The following is a 19,054-nucleotide window of genomic DNA, read 5'->3' on the forward strand; positions in this document are numbered from 1 at the left end:
CACCCGGGCGGCGGGAGCGCAGGCTTGGCGCAGGGCCGGGGAAAGCGGCCCGCACCGGGCCGTCGTGGAGGCGGCGGACCCGGTTCGCGCGGGACGAGGGGCAGGACGATGGCAGGCGGGAAGCTCTGGGGCTACGTCGCGTCGGGCGCCCGGGCGCTGGGCGGGCTCGGCCCGCTCGGGCGGTCCGGGGCGTTGGCGGGCGCGCGGCTGGTCAAGGGCGTCGGCGGGGGCGGGCGGCAGGAACCGGGCGGGCGCGCGGGAGTGCTCGGCGGCGTGGCGGGGCCGGCGGACGCCGGTCGTCCGGGGCGGGTCGGGACCGGCGGCATGGCCGGGCCGCAGCCGTTGTCGCGGCCGGAGCTGGAGCGGTTGCGCTGGACGGACCGGGCCGGCGGGTGCGTGCCGGACGCGCGGCACGTGCAGCCGGCCGAGCTGGTGGGGCGGGTGCTGCGGGGCGGCGGCCGGGCGTCGGCGGTGACGGTGCGGGTGCCGGTGGGGCTGCCGGTGGTGGTCGCGGACTCGGTGCGGCTGGAAGCGGCGCTGGCCGGGCTGGTGGACCACGCGATCCGCCGCAATCCGCCGGGCGCCCGGGTGCTGGTCCGGGCCGATCCGCTGCCGGGTCCGGACCCTCGGTTCGGCGGCCGGGGCGGTTCGGGTGGTTCGGGTGGTTCAGGTGGTTCGGGCGGGTGGGCCGGTTCGGGCGGGGTGGAGTTCGCGGAGGTCTTCGGCGGGCCGGACCCCTGGGCGGTGGAGCCGGCCCGGGTCGAGCTCCGGGTGGTGGACCGGGGCACGTCGGAGCCGCCGGAGGCGCGGCAGTGGCTGCTCGGCGGGGTGTCCGGCGGCGGGCTGCGTGACGCCGGTGCGGGCGGGCCCGAAGGCCGACCGGAGGGCGGGCTCCAGGGCGGCCTCGCGGGTGGGGCCGAGCGGGTCGGGCCGTCGATGTCGGGCCTGGTGCGGGCGGCCGGGGGCCGGCTGTCGGTGGAGCAGACGCCCGGCGGCGGGCTCACGGTGGTCGTGGTGCTGACGGTCGCGCGGGACTGAGGGCGGGCCCGTCGGCGCCCGGCGGGGCCTCGCGGGCGCTCCCGCCGGGGCGTGGGCGTCCGCCCTGTTCGAATCCGCAAAGAGTTCTTCGCAAAAACCCTTTGCGAAGAGTCCTTTGCGGTCCTATGGTGCTGCCATGACCGATGACCGCAGGTGGCCGCACAGCCCGGACCCGCAGACCGATGTCGTGATCGACGCCAGGGGCCTGCGGGCCCTGGCCCACCCCGTGCGCGTGCAGCTGATCGGGCTGCTCCGCAAGAACGGGCCGTCCACCGCCACCAGGCTGGCCGAGCAGCTGGGGCTGAACTCCGGCGCGACCAGCTACCACCTCCGCCAGCTGGCCGCCGCGGGCTTCGTCGCCGAGGACACCGAGCGCGGCAACGCCCGCGACCGCTGGTGGAAGGCGGTCCACCAGGTCACGTGGTGGACCGACAGCGACCTCGCGGAGCAGGAGCCGGAGGCGGCGCTCGGCTATCTGCGCTCGATCGTGGCCGCGCACACCCTGGCCGCGCAGACGGCGCTCAACGCGTACGAGACGATGCCGGTCGAGTGGCGGCACGCGCTGGACCTCAGCGACATGGTGCTCCAGCTGACCCCGGCGGAGGCCCGGGCCCTGGCCGGGGACCTCTCGGCGGTGATAGCCCGCTACCGCCGGATCGAGCCGGGGGCAGCCGCGCCGGAGGGCACGGACCGGGTGGCCGTGGTCGTCCACGTGCTGCCCGAGCCGCAGGGCGGCGCGGCCGGCGACGAGCCGAAGGAGCGGCGGCCATGACCGCGCGGGCCACGGGCGCCGCCCCGGCCGCGGCCACGCCGCGCAGCCTGTGGCCGATGGCCGGCGTGCTGACGGCGATGGCCGTCTCGCTGACCGGTACCCGGGTGTCGGCCATCGCCCTGCCGTGGTTCGTGCTCGCCACCACCGGCAGCGCCACGATGACCGGCGTGGTCGCGTTCGTCGAACTGGCGCCCTACGTGCTGGTGAAGGCGTTCACCGGTCCGGTGATCGACCGGCTCGGGCCGCGGGTCGTCTCCTGGACCACGGACGCGGTGAGCGCCGTCGCGGCCGGCCTCGTGCCGCTGCTGCACGCGCTGGGGCTGCTGCCGTTCTGGCTGCTGCTGGTGATGGTCGCGGTGATCGGCGGTGCCCGCGGCCCGGGGGACCTCGCCAAGGAGGTCATGGTTCCCGAGGCGGCCGACCGGGGCCGGGTCCCGCTGGAACGGGCCACCGGCCTGGCCGGTGTGACCGAGCGGCTGGCGACCACGATCGGCCCCGCGGTCGGCGGCGGACTGGTCGCCCTGGTCGGTCCGATGGCCGGGCTGACGGCCAATGCGATCGCCTTCGCGCTCGGCTCGCTGGTCATCGCCGTCGCGCTGCCGCGCGGAACGGGCCGCGCCGCCGCCGCGCCCCCGGCCGCGGCCGGGGACGACCGGCCCGCCGGCTACTGGCAGCTGTTCCGGGAGGGCTTCGCGTTCCTTCGGCGTGAACCCCTGCTGCTGGCGATCATCGTGATGATCGCGGTGACCAACCTCCTGGACGCGGCGTTCATGACCGTGCTGGTCCCGGTCTGGGCCCGGGACTCGGGCGGCGGACCGGCCGCGATCGGCCTGACCGGGACGGTCTGGGGGGTCGCCGCGGTGGCCGGCAGCCTGATCGCGGCGGCGGTCGCCCACCGGCTTCCGCGCCGCGCGGTCTTCTTCGCCGGCTTCCTGCTCGCCGGAGCCCCGAGGTTCGTCGTCCTGGCCCTGGACGCGCCGATGAGCGTGGTGGTCGCCGTGTTCGTGCTGAGCGGCTTCGGGTCCGGCTTCCTCAATCCGATCCTCGGCGCCGTCCTGTTCGAGCGGGTACCGCGCCACCTGCTGGGCCGGGTCAACGCCCTGGGCGACTCGCTCGCCTGGGCCGGTATCCCGCTGGGCGGCCTCCTGGCCGGCGCCGCGGTGGCGCTGTGGGGGCTGATACCGGTGCTGCTCACGTGCGGCGGTCTGTACCTCGTCACCACCACCCTGTCCGGCCTGCGACCGGAGTGGCGGCAGATGGACCGCGAACGCGGCCACGCCCGGGCGGCCGCCGCCGCGAGCAGCGAACCGGAGAAGAAGGCACCCGACCCGGCGCACCTGCCGGTGGGGGCGTCGACGGCGGAGTGACCCAGGCGGCGGTGAACCGGTCGCCGCGTCGGTACTCGACGCCGAAGGGCCACCGCTGCCACCGCTGCCACCGCCTGGCCGTCAGCCGGGCGGCGGTGGCCGGTGCGGGTGCGCGGGCCGAGGGGTGGACGTCCAGTGGAGGAGGAGGACGGAGGCCAGCGCGGCGAGGGCGCACCAGGTGGAGATGAAGGCCAGCCGCCAGAGGAGGGCGCAGACCAGCGCGCCGATGCCGGTGAGCAGGCCGAGGCGGCGCAGCCCGCGGTCGCCGCTGACGAGCAGGGCGCCGACGGTGGCGAGGAGGTAGCCGGCCAGCAGGAGGGCGGGGTGCGGGACGCCGACGCGGTAGTCGAGGGTGTGGGCGTGGGCGGTGACGCCGACCGGGTGGGTCGCGACGGCGTGCGCCAGCGGCACGGCCACCAGGAGACCGAGGAGGACCAGGGCCGTGAGCAGGCGCCGCCGGGACCGGCCGGCGTCGAGGGCCGCGCAGCGTACGCCGAGCGGCACCAGCAGGGGGAGCAGCGGCAGGGCGATCACCGCCCAGGCGGTGCGGGCCCAGGCGGCCGGGGCGGCGGGCAGCTCGCCGTCGGCTCCGAGCCAGACCGCGGCCTCGATCAGCTGGTGCACGCCGAGCACGAGCGGGAGCGCGGCCAGCGGCAGGCGTTCGGGTCGGCCGGCCCGGTGGGCGCGGACCAGGGCGAGCACGCCGACGGCCGTCACCGCGCCGCCGACGACGAGGTCCGCTCGGGCACTCCAGCACATGGGGGCTCCTGCCGCCGGTCAGCCGTGGCCGGCGGGCGGGTCGTCGGTCGTGCTGTCGGTCGCGCCGTCGGCTGTGTTGTCGGGCGCGCCGTCGGGCGGGTCGTCGGTGGCGCCGTCGTCCGGGTCGTCCGGGACTTCGCCGATGGACTCCAGGGTGTCGCCGACGGTGCCGGGCAGGGCCGGGTGGCGGCCGATCACCACCACGCCGACGACGATGGCCACCAGCCCGGCCGCCTGCCAGGCCAGGGCGCCGGGGGTGACCCGGAGGCGGTCGCCGAGGAACCCCACCGCGCAGGCGATCCCGCTGATCGGCTGGGCGGCCGTCAGCGCGGGCAGGGACATCCGCAGCGGTGCGGCCTCGAAGGCGCTCTGGACCAGCAGCAGTCCCACCACCCCGGCCGCCACCACCGCGTACGGCTGCCAGCTGCGCAGCACGGCATCCAGCCCCTGGTGGTCGAGTCGCTGGGTGGTGGTGCGGGTGAGCGCGTCCTGGAGTCCGTAGAGCAGGCCGGCCGCGAGGGCGAGCACGGTCGCCTCCTCGAACAGCGGCAGGCGGCGGGCCGTGGAGATCAACAGCAGCGTCAGCCCGACCACCGTGCCGACCACCAGCCAGTGCCGCAGCTCGCTGGCCGGGGGCCCGCCGCCGGTGGGCCGGCCGGCCACGATGAACGTCGTCACACCGAGTGCGAGCAGCAGCACCCCGGCCCAGCCCGAGCGTCCGAGGGTCTGGCGGGTCAGCACCCGGGCGAGCGCCATCGCGAAGATGAGGTTGGTGGCGAGCAGCGGTTCGACGAGCGAGACCTCGCCCTTGTTGAGGGCGAGCGCGGAGAGGATCAGCCCGGTGATCATGAAGCCGGTGCCGAGCAGCCACTGCGGCATCCGCAGCAGGTCCAGCAGCAGCCGCCAGTGGAGCAGGTCGGCGCGCGGGGCCCGCTGCGCCGCGTGCTGCTGGAGGACGAATCCGAGCCCCAGGAAGCAGGCGGCGCTCAGAGCCAGGACGAAGACCGCCACGGAGGGACCACCCGAGGGTTGTTGACCGCACCGCACCGCCGCCGGCCTCCGGGGCGGCTGCTCGGACGGGTCCGCCCGCGCGGCCCGGCGATCCGGCACGGGGTGTCCCGCGGCATCGGCGCGTTGGGGCCAGCCTACCGCCGGGGTGGGGCGCCGACCCGTGGAGCCGCGCCGTCCGGCGGGTCGCGGCGGGGTGTGCGACGGCGGGCGGCGCGGCCCGGTGCCCGGTTGCCGCCCCCGCGCCGGGGGGCGCACGCTGGTGTCAGCGGCCGCCGCGGGAGCGCCGCCCGTACCGGCCCGATCAGGCGCGACGGGGGACCGGCGCCAGGAGGTGTGGCATGCACAACCAGTGGGATGTGGAGCTGAGCTTCGAGGAGGACGGCGTCCACACCGGATGCCAGGCGAGGCTGACCGGCGCCCGGGCCCCGGGCCTCACCGCGCACGGGGAGTCGACCAGGAGCGTGGACGACCGCCCGCTCGCCCGGATCGGTGAGGAGGTCGCGGCCTCACGCGCCCTGGAGGCACTGTCCCGCAAGCTGAAGGCGCAGGCCGACGGCGAGATCGAGGACGAGGGGCACCGGCCGGGTTACCTGATCTACTGACGGGCCGGCGCCGTCGTCGCCGCCGTCCGGTCGGTGGCGTGGCGGGGCGGGACGAAGAGCAGCGCGAGCAGGGTGGCCACGCCGAGCACCCCGGCGGTGACCACGAACGCCTGGTCGTAGCCGGCGGCGAGGGCGGCCCGCGCGGTGTCCCCGTCCGTGGCGGCCCGGTGGGTGGCGGCCACCGCGACGGCGGACAGGACGGCGAGCCCGATGCTGCCGCCGCACTGGCGGCCGGCGTTGAGCAGCCCGCTGACCAGCCCGGCCTCGCGCGGGTCGACGCCCGAGGTGCCCATCGCGGTGTTGGCGACCATGCAGACGCCGACGCCCAGGCTGGTCACGATCGACGGTCCGACGAAGCCGGTCAGGTAGTCGGAGTCGAGGCCGAGACCGCCGAACCAGAGCATCCCCAGCGCCGAGAACAGCAGTGCGCCGGTGAGCGTGGCCCGGCCGCCGAAGCGGGCGGTGAGGCGGCCCGCGAGCATGCTGCCCGCCGCCGTCCCGGCGCAGAACGGCAGGAACGCCGCGCCGGCCGCCAACGGCCCGTAGTCCAGCACGTTCTGCAGGAACAGCGAGCAGAAGTAGAAGCCGGCCAGCATGCCCGCGCCGAGCAGGGTCACGAGCAGGCTCGACACCCAGGCCGTCCGGGCCCGCAGCACGCCAGGCCGGACGATCGGCGCGTCGGCGAACCGGGTCTCCCAGAGCAGGAAGAGGAGCCCGAGCAGGACGGCGGCGCCGAGCGTCCCGAGCGTCCGGCCCGAACCCCACGGGTGGCGCTCGGTCTCCATCAGGCCGTAGACCAGGACGGTCGTCGCCCCGGTGCCGAGCACGGCGCCGAGTACGTCGGGGCGGCCGGTGAGCGGCGGGCGCACGGCGGGCACCGAACGGAGCGCCAGGGCGAGGCCGAGGAGCACGATCGGTGCGTTGACGAAGAACACCCAGCGCCAGTCGAGCAGGTCCGTCAGCACGCCGCCGAGCAGGACGCCCAGCGCGCTGCCGCCCGCCGTCACCATCGACCAGATGCCGACGGCCCTCGCCCTGGCGGCCCCCTCGGCGAAGGTCACCATGATCAGGGTCAGCCCGATCGGGGCGAGCACGGCCGCCGCCACGCCCTGGCCGGCCCGGGCCGCGACCAGCTGCGCGGGGGTCTGCGCGAACCCGCCGATCACCGAGGCGAGACCGAACAGCACCAGGCCGGAGAGCACCGCGCGGCGGTGTCCGACGAGGTCGGCGATCCGGCCGCCGAGCAGCAGCAGTCCGCCGAAGGCGAGCGCGTAGGCGTTGACCACCCACGGCAGCGAGCTGTCGGCGAAGCCGAGGGACTCGCCCATGGCGGGGAGCGCGATGTTCACGATGCTGGCGTCGAGCGTGACCATCAGTTGGCAGACGGAGACGGTGGCCAGGACGAGGCCGGGCCGGGCGACGGCGCGGTCGCGGCTGCCGGGCGGGGCGGAGCCGGGTGGGCCGGCGGCGGGTGGGGCCGCGGCGGACGGGGCGGTGCGGCGGGACGGCGCGGTGCCGGGCATGGCGATCTCCAATGCGAACGTTGTTCGCGTAAGGTAAGCCTTACCTGAATGGCGGCGCAAGCGCCCAGGTCGGGAGGGGGGTTGGCGCAGGCATGGCAGGATGGCGGGGTGTCAGAACGGAGCGGCCGGCCAGAGGCCGGCGACCACCAGGTGGACGGGCCGGACGGCGCCGAGCGAGGCAAGTACGGTCGCAGGCGGCCGCGTCCCGGGCTGACCACGGCCGGGGTGGTCGCCGCCGGGCGCCGGGTGATCGAGCGTGACGGCATCGACGCGCTCACCATGCGGGCCGTCGCCACCGAACTCGGCACGGCGCCCGCGTCCCTCTACCGGCACGTCGCCGACCGCGACGCGCTGCTGATCGCCGTCCTGGAGCAGATCGCCGAGGGTCTCCCGCTCGACGTGCCCGGCGCCGGGCCGCAGGAGCGGTTGCTGCGGCGGCTGGTCGGCGCCCACGACTACATGGCCGGCCACGCCTGGGTGCTGCACATCCTGATCCGGGGCGAGCTGGTCGCCCGGAACGCGCTGGCGTTCAACGACGCCTGCCTCGCCGATCTGATGGCCGCCGGACTGTCGCCCGAGCGGGCGCTGGCGGCGTTCCGCGCCTGCTGGCAGCTGGTCCTCGGCGAGCTGCTCTCCGAGCACCCCGTCAGTGCGCCCCGTGAGCCGAGCCAGCGCCGGGCCGTCATCGAAGCCGCGGACCGCGAGCGGCTGCCCGCGCTGGGCCGGGTGCTGGCGGAGGTGGGTTACGTGGGAGTGGGGGAGAGCTGCGCGGACCTGGAGACGGCGCTGGCGGCGCTGATCGGCGGGTTGGCGGGGGAGTGATCCCGCCCGCCCCCGCGCAGGCCGGCAGCTGGTCCCGCCGGCCGGCCCGGGTCGCGACGAGGCGGTGTCCGGACGGTTCCCTGGTGGCGAACTGCCCATGATCGCACGGAGGTTGATACTCGGGGCCAATGGCGGCCGGCGGTGGAGGTGGTGACGATGAGTGCCGCACTCGGACCAGTTCGAGCACGCCCGACCAGGGGCCCGGATCGCACCCGATCGTGGACCGGGACCGGCTCGTGGATCAACAGCCAGGGAGCCTATCCGTACGTCAAGTTCTACGACCGGAACGGCAACGTCGGCCGGCCCTCGCCCGGCGGCTGCAGCGCGGACCCCGACGCCCTGTGGGGCTGGGTCCACTGGCTCAACCCCTGCTGAACCGGCCTACGGTGGCGCGGCCCGGCCTGCCGGGGGCCAGGAAGGCGGTGAGGCGGCGGTTCAGCTCGTCGGAGTGGGCCGTCAGCAGGGTGTGGTGGGAGGCGTCGGGCAGGACGGCGACCGCCGCGTCCGGCAGGGCCCGGCGGGCGCGGGCGGCCACGGCGCGGGCGTCGTGGGTGCGGCTCCGTCCGGCGAGCAGGACGAGGGTGGGGGCGGCGAGGGCGCGCAGTTCCGCCGCGCCCGGGCGGGGGCCGATGACCGGGCGGGCGGCGGGGAAGCCCGCGAAGCCGAGGGCGTAGAGCTCGCGCCAGGCGGGGTCGAGGCCGGTGCCGCCGCTCTCCCAGTCGAGGTAGGCGCGGGCCTTGGCGGCGGTGCGCGGCGGCAGGAGGAGCGGCAGCGCGCGCGGCAGGTAACGGGCCCGGAAACCGGCGAAGCACCGGGTCGGGTCGAGCAGCGCGAGCCGACGGACCCGGGACGGGGCGTGCAGGGCGTACCGCAGGGCGATCCACCCGCCGTACGAGTGGCCGGCCAGGTCGGCGGCGGGTACCTCCAGGCCGTCGAGGACGGCGTCCAGCCAGCCGAGCAGGCCGGGGAGGCCGCCGAGGCGGGGGCGGTCGAGGGTGCTGCGGCCCGGGTCGCCGATGAGGTCGACGGCGAGCACCCGGTGGCCGGCCCCGGCGAGGGCGGCGGCGTTGGCGGACCAGCAGGCGGCGGTGGCGCCGCCCCCGGGCAGCAGTACGAGGGGGCGGCCGTCACGCGGGCCGCAGGCGTTGACCCGGGTGGCGCCGTACGTGGTGGGGATGGTCAGCGCCTCGACGGGGAGGGGCCAGCGGGCGAGGGCTTCGTCATAGGCGGCGAGGAAGGTGTCGAGGGCGGAGGGGGAGGGGGCGGGGCCGGTGGCAGGGCGTACGGACATAGTCTTCCCCCAGGGTTTGACGTAATCGCTCGTCGAGCATGTATCTCGCTCAACGAGAGAATACGTCCGGAGCACTCCCGAGGGAAGGAGTTGAGGTGGAGCCGGAGCGGACGCCGATGCAGCTGGTGCATCTGCTGCGCGGGCTGACCGTCGAACTCGACTTGTTCGGCGCCGAGTTCGCCGCACGGAACGGCCTGCACCCGACCGATCTGCGGGCGCTGATCCATCTGCTGGACGCGGCGCGGGCCGGGACGGTGGTCACGCCGGGGCGGCTCGGCGAGGCGCTGGGGCTGAACTCGGCGGGGACGACCGGGCTGGTCGACCGGCTGGAGCGGCTCGGGCTGATCCGGCGCGAGCGCGACCCGGCGGACCGCCGCAAGGTGCGGCTGCTGGTGGAGGAGCGCGCGATCGAGCTCGGCGAGGGCTTCTTCGGCGGGCTGATCGCCGATCTGGTGGCCGCGATGGGGACGTTCGGGGACGCGGAACTCGCGGTGGCCCGGCGCTTCCTGGCGACCATGACCGAGGTGGTGGCCGCGGCCCGGGCGGAGTGAGGATCGCGGGCCGAGGGCGGTGAGGAGCCCGGGCCCGGCGCGAAGGCGGCCCCGCCGCCACGGTCGGGCACTCCCGTGGCGGCGACCCCGGCGACCCCGGCGACGCGGCCCGCGCCGCCGGGGGCCTGGCGGACGCCCCGGAGCCGGCCGGTCAGGGGCGCAGGCCGGCGAACTCGTCGAGGACGGCGACCCGCAGCTCGTGCGCGCCGTCCGGGCGGGTCTGCTCGTAGTACAGGTACCAGCGGCCCCGGGCCGCGACGACGTCGGCGTAGCGGACGTCCAGCCACGGGCCGTCCGGCGTCAGGCGCTGCCAGTGCCGCAGGTCGGTGGAGACGGCGAGTCCGCAGCGCTCCTCGTAGTTGCCGGCCGCGTCGGCCGAGCCGTCGTAGAGCGCGAGCCAGCCGCCGGAGCCGTCGGGCAGCACGGTGGTGATCCGTGACTCGTAGGCGTCCCAGGCGGTGTCCGGGCCGACGTCGAGGACCTCGGCGGCGCGGCCGGTCGGCGCGGTGAACCGCAGGCCGTCGGCGGAGTCGGCGAGTGCGCTGGGCTGGACGGTCAGGCCGGTGGTGTGGATGTCGGCGGCGGCGTGGGCGCGGGCCTGCTCCTCGGCGGTGAAGGCGCGGGCGCGCGAGACCGTGGCGAACAGCCGGACCCCGCCGTCGTGTTCGAGCAGGTAGGGGTCCTTGACGCCCTCGGTTCCGGTGCCGTCGGCGGTGAGGACCGGGGTGCGGGTGGCGAGGTCGAAGGCCTCGGGCGTGTCGGCGCGGAGGGCGTCGATCCGCCAGCGCCGGTCGGCGGGGTCGACGTAGCTGAGGTGGAGCAGGTAGCCGCCGTCGCGGCGGAGCAGGGCGAAGCGTTCCATGGAGGGCGAGCCGAGCTCGGCCCGCTCCACCGACCAGAGGTCGCGGAACTCCACGCCGTCCCGGCTCTCGGCCACCGCGCAGCGCCAGCCCCGGTCCTGGCCGGCGGAGGCGCCGCCCGCGCCGCCCGCACCGGCCGGACCGCCCGCGCCGCGCGGGCGGCGTTCGCGGTAGGTGAGCAGGAAGCGGTCGCGGTCGGGCTCGTAGCGCACGCTCGGGCAGCCGGCCCAGTAGCCGGGCTCGGGGCGTTCGGGGGCGCGGACCAGGGCGGAGCCGGAGAGGTCGGGCGCGGTCGGCAGGGTGGTGATCGGCATCGTCGGCGGGTCTTCCTCACGGGGTAGGGGCGGGATCTCCGCCACTTTCTATCAGATCGATAGAAAGTGGCGGAGAGGGTTCCGGCTGCGGCCGTCATGTCGGTCCCGGGCGCGAGCGGCCTGTCACATGGAGTGATTCTATGAATCGGATGTTTCCCCCTGTGGCGATCGGGCAACGCAGCCCGGCCTGGTCTTGACCCTTCTTGCAAGATCGGGAAAAACTTCTTCTCAGAGTCGATCAAACAGAGGAAGCCCGATCCGATGACAGCCCCCACCACCGACGCACCTGGCTACGGCGGTCTCGGCCTCTACGTCGGAGACCTCCACAACCACTGCGGGATCAGCTACGGCCACGGTCCGATCGAGGACGCCTACGCCAACGCCCGCCTCCAGCTCGACTTCGCCAGCGTCACCGGCCACGGCTGGTGGCACGACCTGCCCGAGCGCACCCCCGAGCTGGCCGGCCTGGTCGACTACCACACCGAGGGCTTCGCCCGGCTCGCCGACCGCTGGGAGCACGTCCAGGAGGTCACCGCCGCCGCCCACCAGGACGGCCGCTTCGTCACCTTCCAGTCCTTCGAGTGGCACAGCCTCGCCCACGGCGACCACTGCGTGTACTTCGACGGCCCGCGCGGCGAGATCATCCGCGCCGCCGACCTGGAGGGGCTGCGCGTCCGGCTGCGCGCACTGGCCGCCGAGGGCGTGCGCACCTGGGCGATCCCGCACCACATCGGGTACGGCACCGGGCGGCGCGGCATCGACTGGTCCAGCTACACCGAGGAGTTCGCCCCGGTGGTGGAGATGATGTCGATGCACGGCTGCGCCGAGTCCGACGAGGCGCCGCGCACCTATCTGCACACCATGGGGCCGCGCGACACCGCCGGCACCGCCGTGCACGGGCTCCGGCTCGGCCACCGGTTCGGGCTGATCGGCTCCACCGACCACCACAGCGCCTTCCCCGGCAGCCACGGACACGGCCGACTCGCCGTCTGGGCGCCCGAGCTGACCCGCCCGGCGGTCTGGGACGCGGTCCAGGCGCGCCGTACCTACGCGATCACCGGCGACCGCATCCTGCTCGCCACCTCGGTCAACGGCGTGCCGATGGGCGGCGAGGCGCCGTCCGCCGACCACCGCCGGATCGAGGTCACCGTGCGCGGCCGGGACGCCCTCGACCACGTCGAGGTGGTCCGCAACGGCGTGCCGATCCACCGTTTCTCCCGGCCCGAACTCCTGGCCGCCGCGGGGCAGGAGGCGGGCTTCGACGGCACGCTCGGCTTCGCGGTCGGCTGGGGGCGGCGCGAGGCGGCGGTGCGCTGGGACGTCACCCTGCGCGTCGAGGGCGGTGAACTGCTGGACGTCCAGCCCCGGTTGCGGGGCTCGGAGACGGTGGCGCCGGCCGAGTCGGAGCCCGCCGGCTACCGGCCGCACGACTGGCGGCGCACCGGGCCGGGCGAGCTGCGGCTGCGGACCGTCACCGAGGGCAACCCGAACACCGCGACCGACGCCACCCAGGGCTTCTCGCTGGCCGTCGTCGGCGACGACCGGACCAGGCTGACGGCGCTCGTCAACGGGGTCGAAACCTCCTACAGCGTCGGCGAGTTGCGGCAGGGTCCGCGGACCGGCTTCATCGGCGGCTTCGTCTCCGGCGCCTTCCGCTTCGACCGGGCGGTGCCCGATCGGGAGCTCACCGCCGATCTCGACCTGGTCGACGAACGGCCGGGCGGGGACGGCGACTTCTACCACGTGCGGGTCCGGCAGCTGAACGACCAGTGGGCCTGGTCGAGCCCGACCTGGGTGGGCCGGGCGGGTGGCGGCGGACGGGCGGAGTCCTGTCGACGGGCCGGCTGACGCCTGCCAACCGTCGTCGGCCGGCCGCCCCGGTCACCGCCCACCGTCACACCCGACCCGCACCGATCGAGGAGTACCACCATGTCCGCCCGCATCTCCGCGCGCCGCGCCGCCGGCACCGCGCTGGCCGCCGCCCTGCTGACCGGCACCCTCGCCGCCCCGGCGGCCGTCGCGAGCACCGCCGCGACCACCGCGAGCGCCGCGACCGCCACCACGGCCGCCACCACGGTGTTCGCCGACGACTTCGAGTCCGGCACCGTCTCCCAGTGGACCCGCCAGCGCATCGACGGCAACGGCAGCATCACCGTCACCGGAGCGCCCGCCGGCGGCTCCGGCCTCGCCGCCCGCTTCAGCGTCCCCAACGACGGCGCGTCCTACCGCTCCGAGGTCGCCGTCAACGCCCTCGGCTGGGGCAGCTACCGCTTCGCCCTCGCCGACTACCTGCCCGCCGACTGGGTGCAGACCTCCACCGAGACCATCGTCGCCCAGTGGCACGGCTACCCGCTCGCCGACGGCAGCGACACCAAGCCGCCGATCGCGCTCACCGTCAAGGACGGCAGCTGGCGCCTCAAGGTGCACTGGCTGACCGACCCGACCACCGTCGCCGAGGCGGTGATCCCGCTCGGCACCGTGCAGTTCGGGCACTGGAACCAGTGGGCGTTCGACATCACCTGGTCCACCGCCACCACGCCCGGCTCGATCACGGTGTACCGCGACGGCGTCCAGGTCGGCGCGCACAGCGGGCTCAACAACTACCACCAGAACCAGGCCCCGTACTTCAAGACCGGGATCTACCGCGCCAACTGGAACCCCGCCAAGGGCATCCCGTACCCGACCGGCGGGCCCGACGTGGTGCTCTACAGCGACAGCGTGGTCGTCACCCAGTACTGAGCCGGCCGCCCCACCCCCCAACCACCACAAGAGGTAGCAGCACCATGAGCGAAGCGGCCCGTCACCCCGGCCTGCCCCGAAGAGGCTTCCTGGGCCTGAGCGCCGGAGCGGCCCTGCTGGCGGCGGGCTGCCGCTCGGCCACCGACCCGGACGCGGGCGCCGCCCCCGGCGGCACCGCCGCGGCGTCCGCGCCCGACCTGCAGATCGTGTACGGCAGCGCGCCCGACCCGACCCAACTGCTCCACCGCGGCCCGGACACCCCGGCGTTCGTCAACCTCGTGCTGGACCGGCTGGTCGACCTCGACCCGGCCACCCTCCAGCCGGTGCCGTGGCTGGCCACCTCCTGGGAGTGGAGCGCGGACCGGCTGAAGCTGGTGCTCAAGCTGCGCGAGGACGTCACCTTCCACGACGGGCGCGCGCTGGAGGCCGACGACGTCGTCTTCTCGCTGGTCGGCGCCACCAAGAGCTCGCAGGTCAAGCCGCTGCTGGAGCGCCTCGCCGATGTGAAGGCCAGCGCGCGGAACGAGGTCACCCTCACCCTGGCCAAGCCCACCAGCAACCTGTTCGACGCGCTCGCCTTCAACCCGGTGGTGGACGCGCGGACGTACGTCGAGGGCCGGGCGAGCGACACCGTCAACGGCACCGGCCCGTTCTCCTGGCAGTCCTTCAAGGGCGGCAACCAGCTCGACCTCGCCCGCAACGAGCGGTACTGGCAGAGCGGGCGCCCGCGCTTCGAGCGGATCACCGTCCGCTCGGTGACCAGCAGCCAGGCCGCGCTGTCCGCCCTGCAGTCCGGGCAGGGCCACCTGATCGGTGCCGTCCCCGGGCGGGACCTCAAGGTGCTGGCGGGCAACCCCGGTTTCACCGTGCAGTCCGCCAAGGCCTCCTACCAGCAGGCGTTCCTCGGCGTGAACGTCGCCTCCAAGCCCTTCGACGACCTTCGGGTCCGCCAGGCGCTGCAGTACGCGGTGGACCGCGAGCGGATCGTCGCCCAGGTCTACGGCGGCCACGCCGAGGCCAGCAGCCTGCCCTGGCCCTCCACCACCCCCGGCGTCACCCCGGACCAGGTCACCCGCTACCGGCACGACCCGGAGAAGGCGCGCGGGCTGCTGCGCGAGGCCGGTGCCGAGGGCGCCCGGGTGCCGCTCACCGCCGCCAACTCGCCGGTCTTCAGCTCGCTGGTCGAGCTGGTGAAGTACGACCTGGAGCAGGCCGGCTTCGGCGTCGACGTGCAGCTGCTGGACAACGCCGCCCTCCAGCCGAAGATCCAGCAGGGCACCCTGGAGGGCCTGTTCGTGGCCAACCACGGCATGGTCAGCGTCTCCCCGCTCAGCGGGATCACCGTCTCCGGGCCGCTGCAGGTCGGCAAGAACACCTCGCACGTCACCGACCCGGCCTACGCCGACCTCCAGGCGCGCGCCTTCGCGGCCGCCGACGAGCAGGCCCGCGCCGACGTCAACCACGAGCTGTCCGAGTACCTGCTCGCGCAGTCCTTCCACATCACGCTCGCGCACGCCTGGGAGACCTACGCCTTCGCCTCCTCGGTGCGGGACGTGTCCACCAGCGCGCTGGGCTACCTGAAGCTGACCGACACCCGCCGGGACGCCTGAGCCGCCGGCCCGCGTGGTCGGCCGTCCGCCGCCCGCCGCCCGCTGCCCCGCTGCCCGTCGACCGCCGACCGCCGTCCCCGGACGACCCCCACCGCCCGGGGACGGTGAACCAGCCCGCCCCCGTAACGCCGCCGTCCCGCCGCCCACCCCCGGAGAACCCCGTGCCGTACTGGACCAGAAAGGCCGCCGGAGCCCTGGCCACCCTCTGGCTCGCCTCGATGGCCGTCTTCCTGCTGCTCCGCCTGGCCCCCGGCGACCCGGTCTCCGCCGCCCTCGGCGCCGAGGCCGACCAGGAGCAGCGCGACCACCTCGGCCGCCAGCTCGGCGTGGACCGGCCGCTGCCCGCCCAGTACTTCAGCTGGCTGGGCGGCCTGCTCGGCGGCGACCCCGGGCTCTCCTTCCACTACCGCGAACCGGTCACCCGGATGATCGGCCAGAGCCTCGGCTCGACCGTCCAACTCGCCCTCGCCGCCGGCCTGCTGATGCTCGTCCTCGGCCTGCTGCTGGGCGCCGCGCTGGCCGCCGAGCGGCGCGGCCGGCTGGCCCGGGCGCTCGACCCGCTCACCACCGCCGTCCTCGCCCTGCCGGTCTACGTCACGGCGGTGCTGTTCGTCTTCGTCTTCGCCGTGCTGCTGCGCGTGCTGCCGGCCGGCGGCGAGAAGGACCTGTTCACCGCGCCGGACCTGGCCGTGCAGTACCTGGCGCTGCCCGCCGTCGCGCTCGCCCTGCCCGGCTCGGTGGTGCTCGCCCGGCTGCTCGCCACCGAGCTCCGGCGCACCCGGCAGGAGGAGTTCGTGCTCACCGCGATCGCCAAGGGCGCCCCGCCCCGGCGGATCCTGCTGCGGCACGTGCTGCCCAACAGCCTCGCGCCGTTCTGCGTCGAGTTCGGGCTCAACCTGGGCGAGCTGCTCGGCGGCGCCGTCGTCGCCGAGCAGCTGTTCGCCCGGCACGGCCTCGGGCAGCTGCTGCTCGACGCGATCAACCAGCGGGACTACCCCGTCGCGCAGACCCTGATCATGCTCGCGGTCGCGGTGGCCGTCACCGTGCAGCTCGGCTCCGAGCTGCTGGTCGGCCGGCTGGACCCGCGGATCGCCCACGCCGGCGCCGGGGAGGCCCGATGAGCACCACGGCCACGTCCGCCGCCGGGGGACGCCGTTGGCGGCCCGCCCTGCCCGCCGCGCTGCGCGGTCGGCGCGCCCGGACCGGGGCGGTGCTGGTCGCCCTGGTGGTGCTGCTCGGGCTGCTCGGCCCGCTGCTGCTCCCCGCCGACCCCTACCAGCAGGGCCGGGAGGCGCTGGCCGGACCGTCCTGGTCGCACCCGCTCGGCACCGACGAGGTCGGCCGCGATCTGCTGGCCCGCGCGCTGTACGGGGTCCGGATCGAGCTGCTGGTCTGCCTGCTGGCCGTCCCCGCCGCCGCCGTGCTCGGCACCCTGCTCGGGCTGCTCGGCGGGGTGAACCGGCTGCTCGGCGAGGCCGTCCAGCGCCTGTTCGACCTGCTGCTCGGCTTCCACGGGCTGCTGCTCGGCCTGGCCATCGCGCTGATCGTCCGTCCCGGCCTCGGCAGCGTCGTGGTCACCGTCGTGCTCAGCGCGCTGCCCGCCTTCGGCCGGCAGGCCCGCGCCGCCCTGCTCGCCCAGCTCGCCCGCGACCACGTGGTGGCCGCCCGGGTGCTCGGCGTGCCGCGCGCCCGCACCCTGCGCCGGTACGTGCTGCCCAACGTCACCGACGCCGCCACCGCGCTGCTGGCCGTGGCGATGGCGCACGCCGCCAAGATCGAGGGCGGCCTGAGCGTGCTCGGCTTCGGCATCCAGCCGCCCACCCCCTCGCTCGGCACGATGATCAACACCGGCAGCAAGTACCTCTTCCTGCACCCGGGTTACGCCCTCGCTCCGGTGCTGCTGCTGGGCCTGCTGGTCTTCGGGCTGACCCTGCTCGCCGACTCGTTCAACCGGGAGAAGCTGCGGTGACCGCGCCGACGACGAACACCCCGACCGCCGCCGCACCGGCCGGGACCACCGCACCGCCGCTGCTGGAGGTGGCCGGGCTGCGCGTCAGCGCCGGACCCCACCAGGTGGTCCACGGCGTGGACTTCACGGTCCGCCCGGGCGAGATCCTCGGCCTGGTCGGCGAGTCCGGATCCGGCAAGACGCTCACCGCGCTGGCCGCCAACCGGATGCTCCCGCCCGGCTGCCGGACCACCGCCGGCACCGTCCGCCTGGACGGCACCGATCTGCTCGCCCTCCCCGAGCCCGCCGTCCGCGCCGTGCGGGGCCGGCGGATCGGCATGGTCTTCCAGGACCCGCTCGCCTACCTCAACCCCCGGATGCCGATCGGCCGCCAACTCGCCGAGGCCGCCCTGGTGCACGGCGCGAGCCGCACCGACGCCCGCGCCCGCGCGCTCGAACTCCTCGACCTCGTCGGCATCCCCGAGCCGGCCCGCCGCCACCGCGACCGCCCGCACGAGTTCTCCGGCGGCATGCGCCAGCGGGTGCTGATCGCCATGGCGATGGCCAACCGGCCCGACCTGCTGATCGCCGACGAACCCACCACCGCCCTCGACCCCACCACCCAGGCCGGCATCCTCGACCTGCTCGTCCGGCTCCGCGACGAGACCGGCACCGCCGTCCTGCTGATCACCCACGACCTCGGCGTGGTCGCCCGCACCTGCGACACCGTCCAGGTCATGTACGCCGGACGGATCGCCGAACGCGCCCCGGTGAAGCGGCTGCTGGCGGCGCCGCGGCACCGCTACACGGCCGGGCTGCTGGCCGCCGTGCCCCGGTTGGACGGCCCGCGCGGGCTGCCGCTCGCCGTGATCGGCGGCCGCCCGCCCGCCGCCGGGGAGCCGCTGCCGGGCTGCGCGTTCGCCCCGCGCTGCGCCGCCGCGGTGGAGCGGTGCGCGCAGGAGGCGCCGGGGTGGGTGACGGAGCCGGCGGTGGACGGGGAGCGCGGGTACGCCTGTCATGTGCCGGTGGCGCCGGGGGAGGAGGCCCCGGCCGAGGACCTTTCCGCGGTGCCGGAGGAGCCCGCGGTGCCGGAGACCGCCACCGAGCCGGTGCTGGTCGCCGAGAACCTCACCGTCCGCTACGGACGCCGCCGGGGCGCGCCCGCGCTCGACGGCGTCGGCCTGACCGCCGCGCCCGGCCGGGCCGTCGGGGTGATCGGCGAATCCGGTTCCGGCAAGTCGACGCTGGCCCGCGCCCTGCTCGGGCTGCTGCGCCCGCAGTCCGGCAGCGTCCGGGTCGGCGGCCGGTCCTGGGACGGGGCCAGCGGGGCCGAGGAGCGCGCGCTGCGCCGCCGGGTCCAGTTCGTCTTCCAGGACCCGTACGCCTCGCTCAGCCCGCGGATGACCGTGCGCGAGGCGCTCGCCGAGCCCCTGCTCGCCCACGGGCTGCCGCTCGGGCGCATCGACGAGCTGATCGAACTCGTCGGGCTCCCGGCCGCGTTGCTGGAAGCGCTGCCGCACCGGCTGTCCGGCGGACAGCGCCAGCGGGTGGCGATCGCCCGGGCGCTCGCCGTCGGCCCGGAGGTCCTGGTGGCGGACGAGCCGACCTCCGCGCTGGACGTCTCCGTGCAGGCGCAGATCCTCAACCTGCTGATCGACCTGCGCCGCCGCACCGGCATCGGCCTGGTGTTCATCTCCCACGACCTCGCGCTGGTCCGCCACCTCTGTGACGAGGTGCTGGTGATGCGGCACGGCCGGGTGGTCGAACAGGCCCCCGCCGAGCGGCTGTTCACCGCACCCGAGCACCCCTACACCCGGCAGCTGCTCGCCGCCGCCGGGCAGCACTGA

At 75.7% G+C, this 19,054-nt stretch carries 17 protein-coding genes; 12 read left to right on the forward strand and 5 right to left on the reverse strand.

Annotated elements, in window-relative coordinates; genetic code table 11:
• The first annotated feature begins 108 nt into the window (after window positions 1–108).
• The 3 genes from ACFCLZ_RS32735 (at window position 109) to ACFCLZ_RS32745 (ending at window position 3,177) form a co-directional block, all read left to right on the forward strand.
• The gene (locus tag ACFCLZ_RS32735) at window positions 109–1,038 is read left to right on the forward strand and encodes a hypothetical protein (RefSeq protein ID WP_380281499.1); all 930 of its coding nucleotides are present in this window, start codon (window positions 109–111) and stop codon (window positions 1,036–1,038) included.
• Between the two features lie 136 nt (window positions 1,039–1,174).
• Window positions 1,175–1,810 carry an ArsR/SmtB family transcription factor gene (locus ACFCLZ_RS32740; RefSeq protein WP_380281500.1) on the forward strand — a complete coding sequence of 212 codons (636 nt, stop codon included), beginning with the start codon at window positions 1,175–1,177 and terminating at the stop codon, window positions 1,808–1,810.
• Window positions 1,807–3,177, forward strand: coding sequence for an MFS transporter (locus tag ACFCLZ_RS32745; RefSeq protein ID WP_380281501.1), 1,371 nt, complete (start codon window positions 1,807–1,809; stop codon window positions 3,175–3,177). Before ACFCLZ_RS32740 ends, ACFCLZ_RS32745 begins: the two co-directional genes overlap by 4 nt.
• Window positions 3,178–3,258: 81 nt before the next feature.
• Here the strand turns inward: ACFCLZ_RS32745 and ACFCLZ_RS32750 are convergent, their stop codons facing one another.
• A complete protein-coding gene (locus ACFCLZ_RS32750) occupies window positions 3,259–3,936 on the reverse strand; it encodes a DUF6629 family protein (protein WP_380281502.1) in 678 nt (225 codons plus the stop codon).
• Window positions 3,937–3,954: 18 nt separating this feature from the next.
• Window positions 3,955–4,947, reverse strand: a complete 993-nt coding sequence (locus ACFCLZ_RS32755) for a DMT family transporter (RefSeq protein WP_380281503.1) — start codon at window positions 4,945–4,947, stop codon at window positions 3,955–3,957.
• Window positions 4,948–5,285: 338 nt separating this feature from the next.
• On the opposite strand from ACFCLZ_RS32755, the gene ACFCLZ_RS32760 reads away from it, so the two are divergent.
• A complete protein-coding gene (locus ACFCLZ_RS32760) occupies window positions 5,286–5,549 on the forward strand; it encodes a dsRBD fold-containing protein (protein ID WP_350547934.1) in 264 nt (87 codons plus the stop codon).
• Here ACFCLZ_RS32760 and ACFCLZ_RS32765 read toward each other — a convergent pair.
• Window positions 5,543–7,072, reverse strand: a complete 1,530-nt coding sequence (locus tag ACFCLZ_RS32765) for an MFS transporter (RefSeq protein ID WP_380281504.1) — start codon at window positions 7,070–7,072, stop codon at window positions 5,543–5,545. The genes ACFCLZ_RS32760 and ACFCLZ_RS32765 overlap by 7 nt on opposite strands.
• Window positions 7,073–7,180: 108 nt before the next feature.
• Between ACFCLZ_RS32765 and ACFCLZ_RS32770 the strand changes: the two genes are divergently transcribed.
• On the forward strand, window positions 7,181–7,894 hold the full coding sequence (locus tag ACFCLZ_RS32770; RefSeq protein WP_380281505.1) for a TetR/AcrR family transcriptional regulator: 714 nt from the start codon (window positions 7,181–7,183) through the stop codon (window positions 7,892–7,894).
• 361 nt (window positions 7,895–8,255) lie between these two features.
• Here the strand turns inward: ACFCLZ_RS32770 and ACFCLZ_RS32775 are convergent, their stop codons facing one another.
• Complete coding sequence (locus tag ACFCLZ_RS32775) at window positions 8,256–9,185, reverse strand: alpha/beta fold hydrolase (RefSeq protein WP_380281506.1); 930 nt, start codon at window positions 9,183–9,185, stop codon at window positions 8,256–8,258.
• Window positions 9,186–9,301: 116 nt separating this feature from the next.
• On the opposite strand from ACFCLZ_RS32775, the gene ACFCLZ_RS32780 reads away from it, so the two are divergent.
• Complete coding sequence (locus tag ACFCLZ_RS32780) at window positions 9,302–9,736, forward strand: MarR family winged helix-turn-helix transcriptional regulator (protein ID WP_380286366.1); 435 nt, start codon at window positions 9,302–9,304, stop codon at window positions 9,734–9,736.
• Between the two features lie 151 nt (window positions 9,737–9,887).
• Here the strand turns inward: ACFCLZ_RS32780 and ACFCLZ_RS32785 are convergent, their stop codons facing one another.
• Entirely contained in the window at window positions 9,888–10,910 is a 1,023-nt protein-coding gene (locus ACFCLZ_RS32785; protein WP_380281507.1) for a hypothetical protein, read from the reverse strand.
• Window positions 10,911–11,171: 261 nt separating this feature from the next.
• Between ACFCLZ_RS32785 and ACFCLZ_RS32790 the strand changes: the two genes are divergently transcribed.
• The 6 genes from ACFCLZ_RS32790 (at window position 11,172) to ACFCLZ_RS32815 (ending at window position 19,054) form a co-directional block, all read left to right on the forward strand.
• Window positions 11,172–12,758, forward strand: a complete 1,587-nt coding sequence (locus ACFCLZ_RS32790; protein WP_380281508.1) for a DUF3604 domain-containing protein — start codon at window positions 11,172–11,174, stop codon at window positions 12,756–12,758.
• An 81-nt stretch (window positions 12,759–12,839) separates the two neighbouring features.
• A complete protein-coding gene (locus ACFCLZ_RS32795; RefSeq protein WP_380281509.1) occupies window positions 12,840–13,649 on the forward strand; it encodes a polysaccharide lyase in 810 nt (269 codons plus the stop codon).
• 44 nt (window positions 13,650–13,693) lie between these two features.
• Window positions 13,694–15,259 carry an ABC transporter substrate-binding protein gene (locus ACFCLZ_RS32800; RefSeq protein ID WP_380281510.1) on the forward strand — a complete coding sequence of 522 codons (1,566 nt, stop codon included), beginning with the start codon at window positions 13,694–13,696 and terminating at the stop codon, window positions 15,257–15,259.
• A 161-nt stretch (window positions 15,260–15,420) separates the two neighbouring features.
• Complete coding sequence (locus tag ACFCLZ_RS32805) at window positions 15,421–16,380, forward strand: ABC transporter permease (protein WP_380281511.1); 960 nt, start codon at window positions 15,421–15,423, stop codon at window positions 16,378–16,380.
• Window positions 16,377–17,228, forward strand: a complete 852-nt coding sequence (locus ACFCLZ_RS32810; RefSeq protein WP_380281512.1) for an ABC transporter permease — start codon at window positions 16,377–16,379, stop codon at window positions 17,226–17,228. The genes ACFCLZ_RS32805 and ACFCLZ_RS32810 overlap by 4 nt, the downstream gene beginning before the upstream one ends.
• Window positions 17,225–19,054: a dipeptide ABC transporter ATP-binding protein gene (locus ACFCLZ_RS32815; RefSeq protein ID WP_380281513.1), complete on the forward strand. Its 1,830-nt coding sequence runs from the start codon at window positions 17,225–17,227 to the stop codon at window positions 19,052–19,054. The genes ACFCLZ_RS32810 and ACFCLZ_RS32815 overlap by 4 nt, the downstream gene beginning before the upstream one ends.

Source organism: Kitasatospora purpeofusca (genome assembly GCF_042691725.1).
Taxonomy (GTDB): Bacteria; Actinomycetota; Actinomycetes; order Streptomycetales; family Streptomycetaceae; genus Kitasatospora; species Kitasatospora purpeofusca_B.

Excerpts from the sequence above, each read along its gene's own strand:
- ACFCLZ_RS32735 (WP_380281499.1), top strand. The coding sequence starts at position 109 with ATGGCAGGCGGGAAGCTCTGGGGCTACGTCGCGTCGGGCGCCCGGGCG.
- ACFCLZ_RS32740 (WP_380281500.1), top strand. The coding sequence starts at position 1,175 with ATGACCGATGACCGCAGGTGGCCGCACAGCCCGGACCCGCAGACCGAT.
- ACFCLZ_RS32745 (WP_380281501.1), top strand. The coding sequence starts at position 1,807 with ATGACCGCGCGGGCCACGGGCGCCGCCCCGGCCGCGGCCACGCCGCGC.
- ACFCLZ_RS32750 (WP_380281502.1), bottom strand. The coding sequence starts at position 3,936 with ATGTGCTGGAGTGCCCGAGCGGACCTCGTCGTCGGCGGCGCGGTGACG.
- ACFCLZ_RS32760 (WP_350547934.1), top strand. The coding sequence starts at position 5,286 with ATGCACAACCAGTGGGATGTGGAGCTGAGCTTCGAGGAGGACGGCGTC.
- ACFCLZ_RS32765 (WP_380281504.1), bottom strand. The coding sequence starts at position 7,072 with ATGCCCGGCACCGCGCCGTCCCGCCGCACCGCCCCGTCCGCCGCGGCC.
- ACFCLZ_RS32775 (WP_380281506.1), bottom strand. The coding sequence starts at position 9,185 with ATGTCCGTACGCCCTGCCACCGGCCCCGCCCCCTCCCCCTCCGCCCTC.
- ACFCLZ_RS32780 (WP_380286366.1), top strand. The coding sequence starts at position 9,302 with ATGCAGCTGGTGCATCTGCTGCGCGGGCTGACCGTCGAACTCGACTTG.
- ACFCLZ_RS32785 (WP_380281507.1), bottom strand. The coding sequence starts at position 10,910 with ATGCCGATCACCACCCTGCCGACCGCGCCCGACCTCTCCGGCTCCGCC.
- ACFCLZ_RS32790 (WP_380281508.1), top strand. The coding sequence starts at position 11,172 with ATGACAGCCCCCACCACCGACGCACCTGGCTACGGCGGTCTCGGCCTC.
- ACFCLZ_RS32795 (WP_380281509.1), top strand. The coding sequence starts at position 12,840 with ATGTCCGCCCGCATCTCCGCGCGCCGCGCCGCCGGCACCGCGCTGGCC.
- ACFCLZ_RS32800 (WP_380281510.1), top strand. The coding sequence starts at position 13,694 with ATGAGCGAAGCGGCCCGTCACCCCGGCCTGCCCCGAAGAGGCTTCCTG.
- ACFCLZ_RS32810 (WP_380281512.1), top strand. The coding sequence starts at position 16,377 with ATGAGCACCACGGCCACGTCCGCCGCCGGGGGACGCCGTTGGCGGCCC.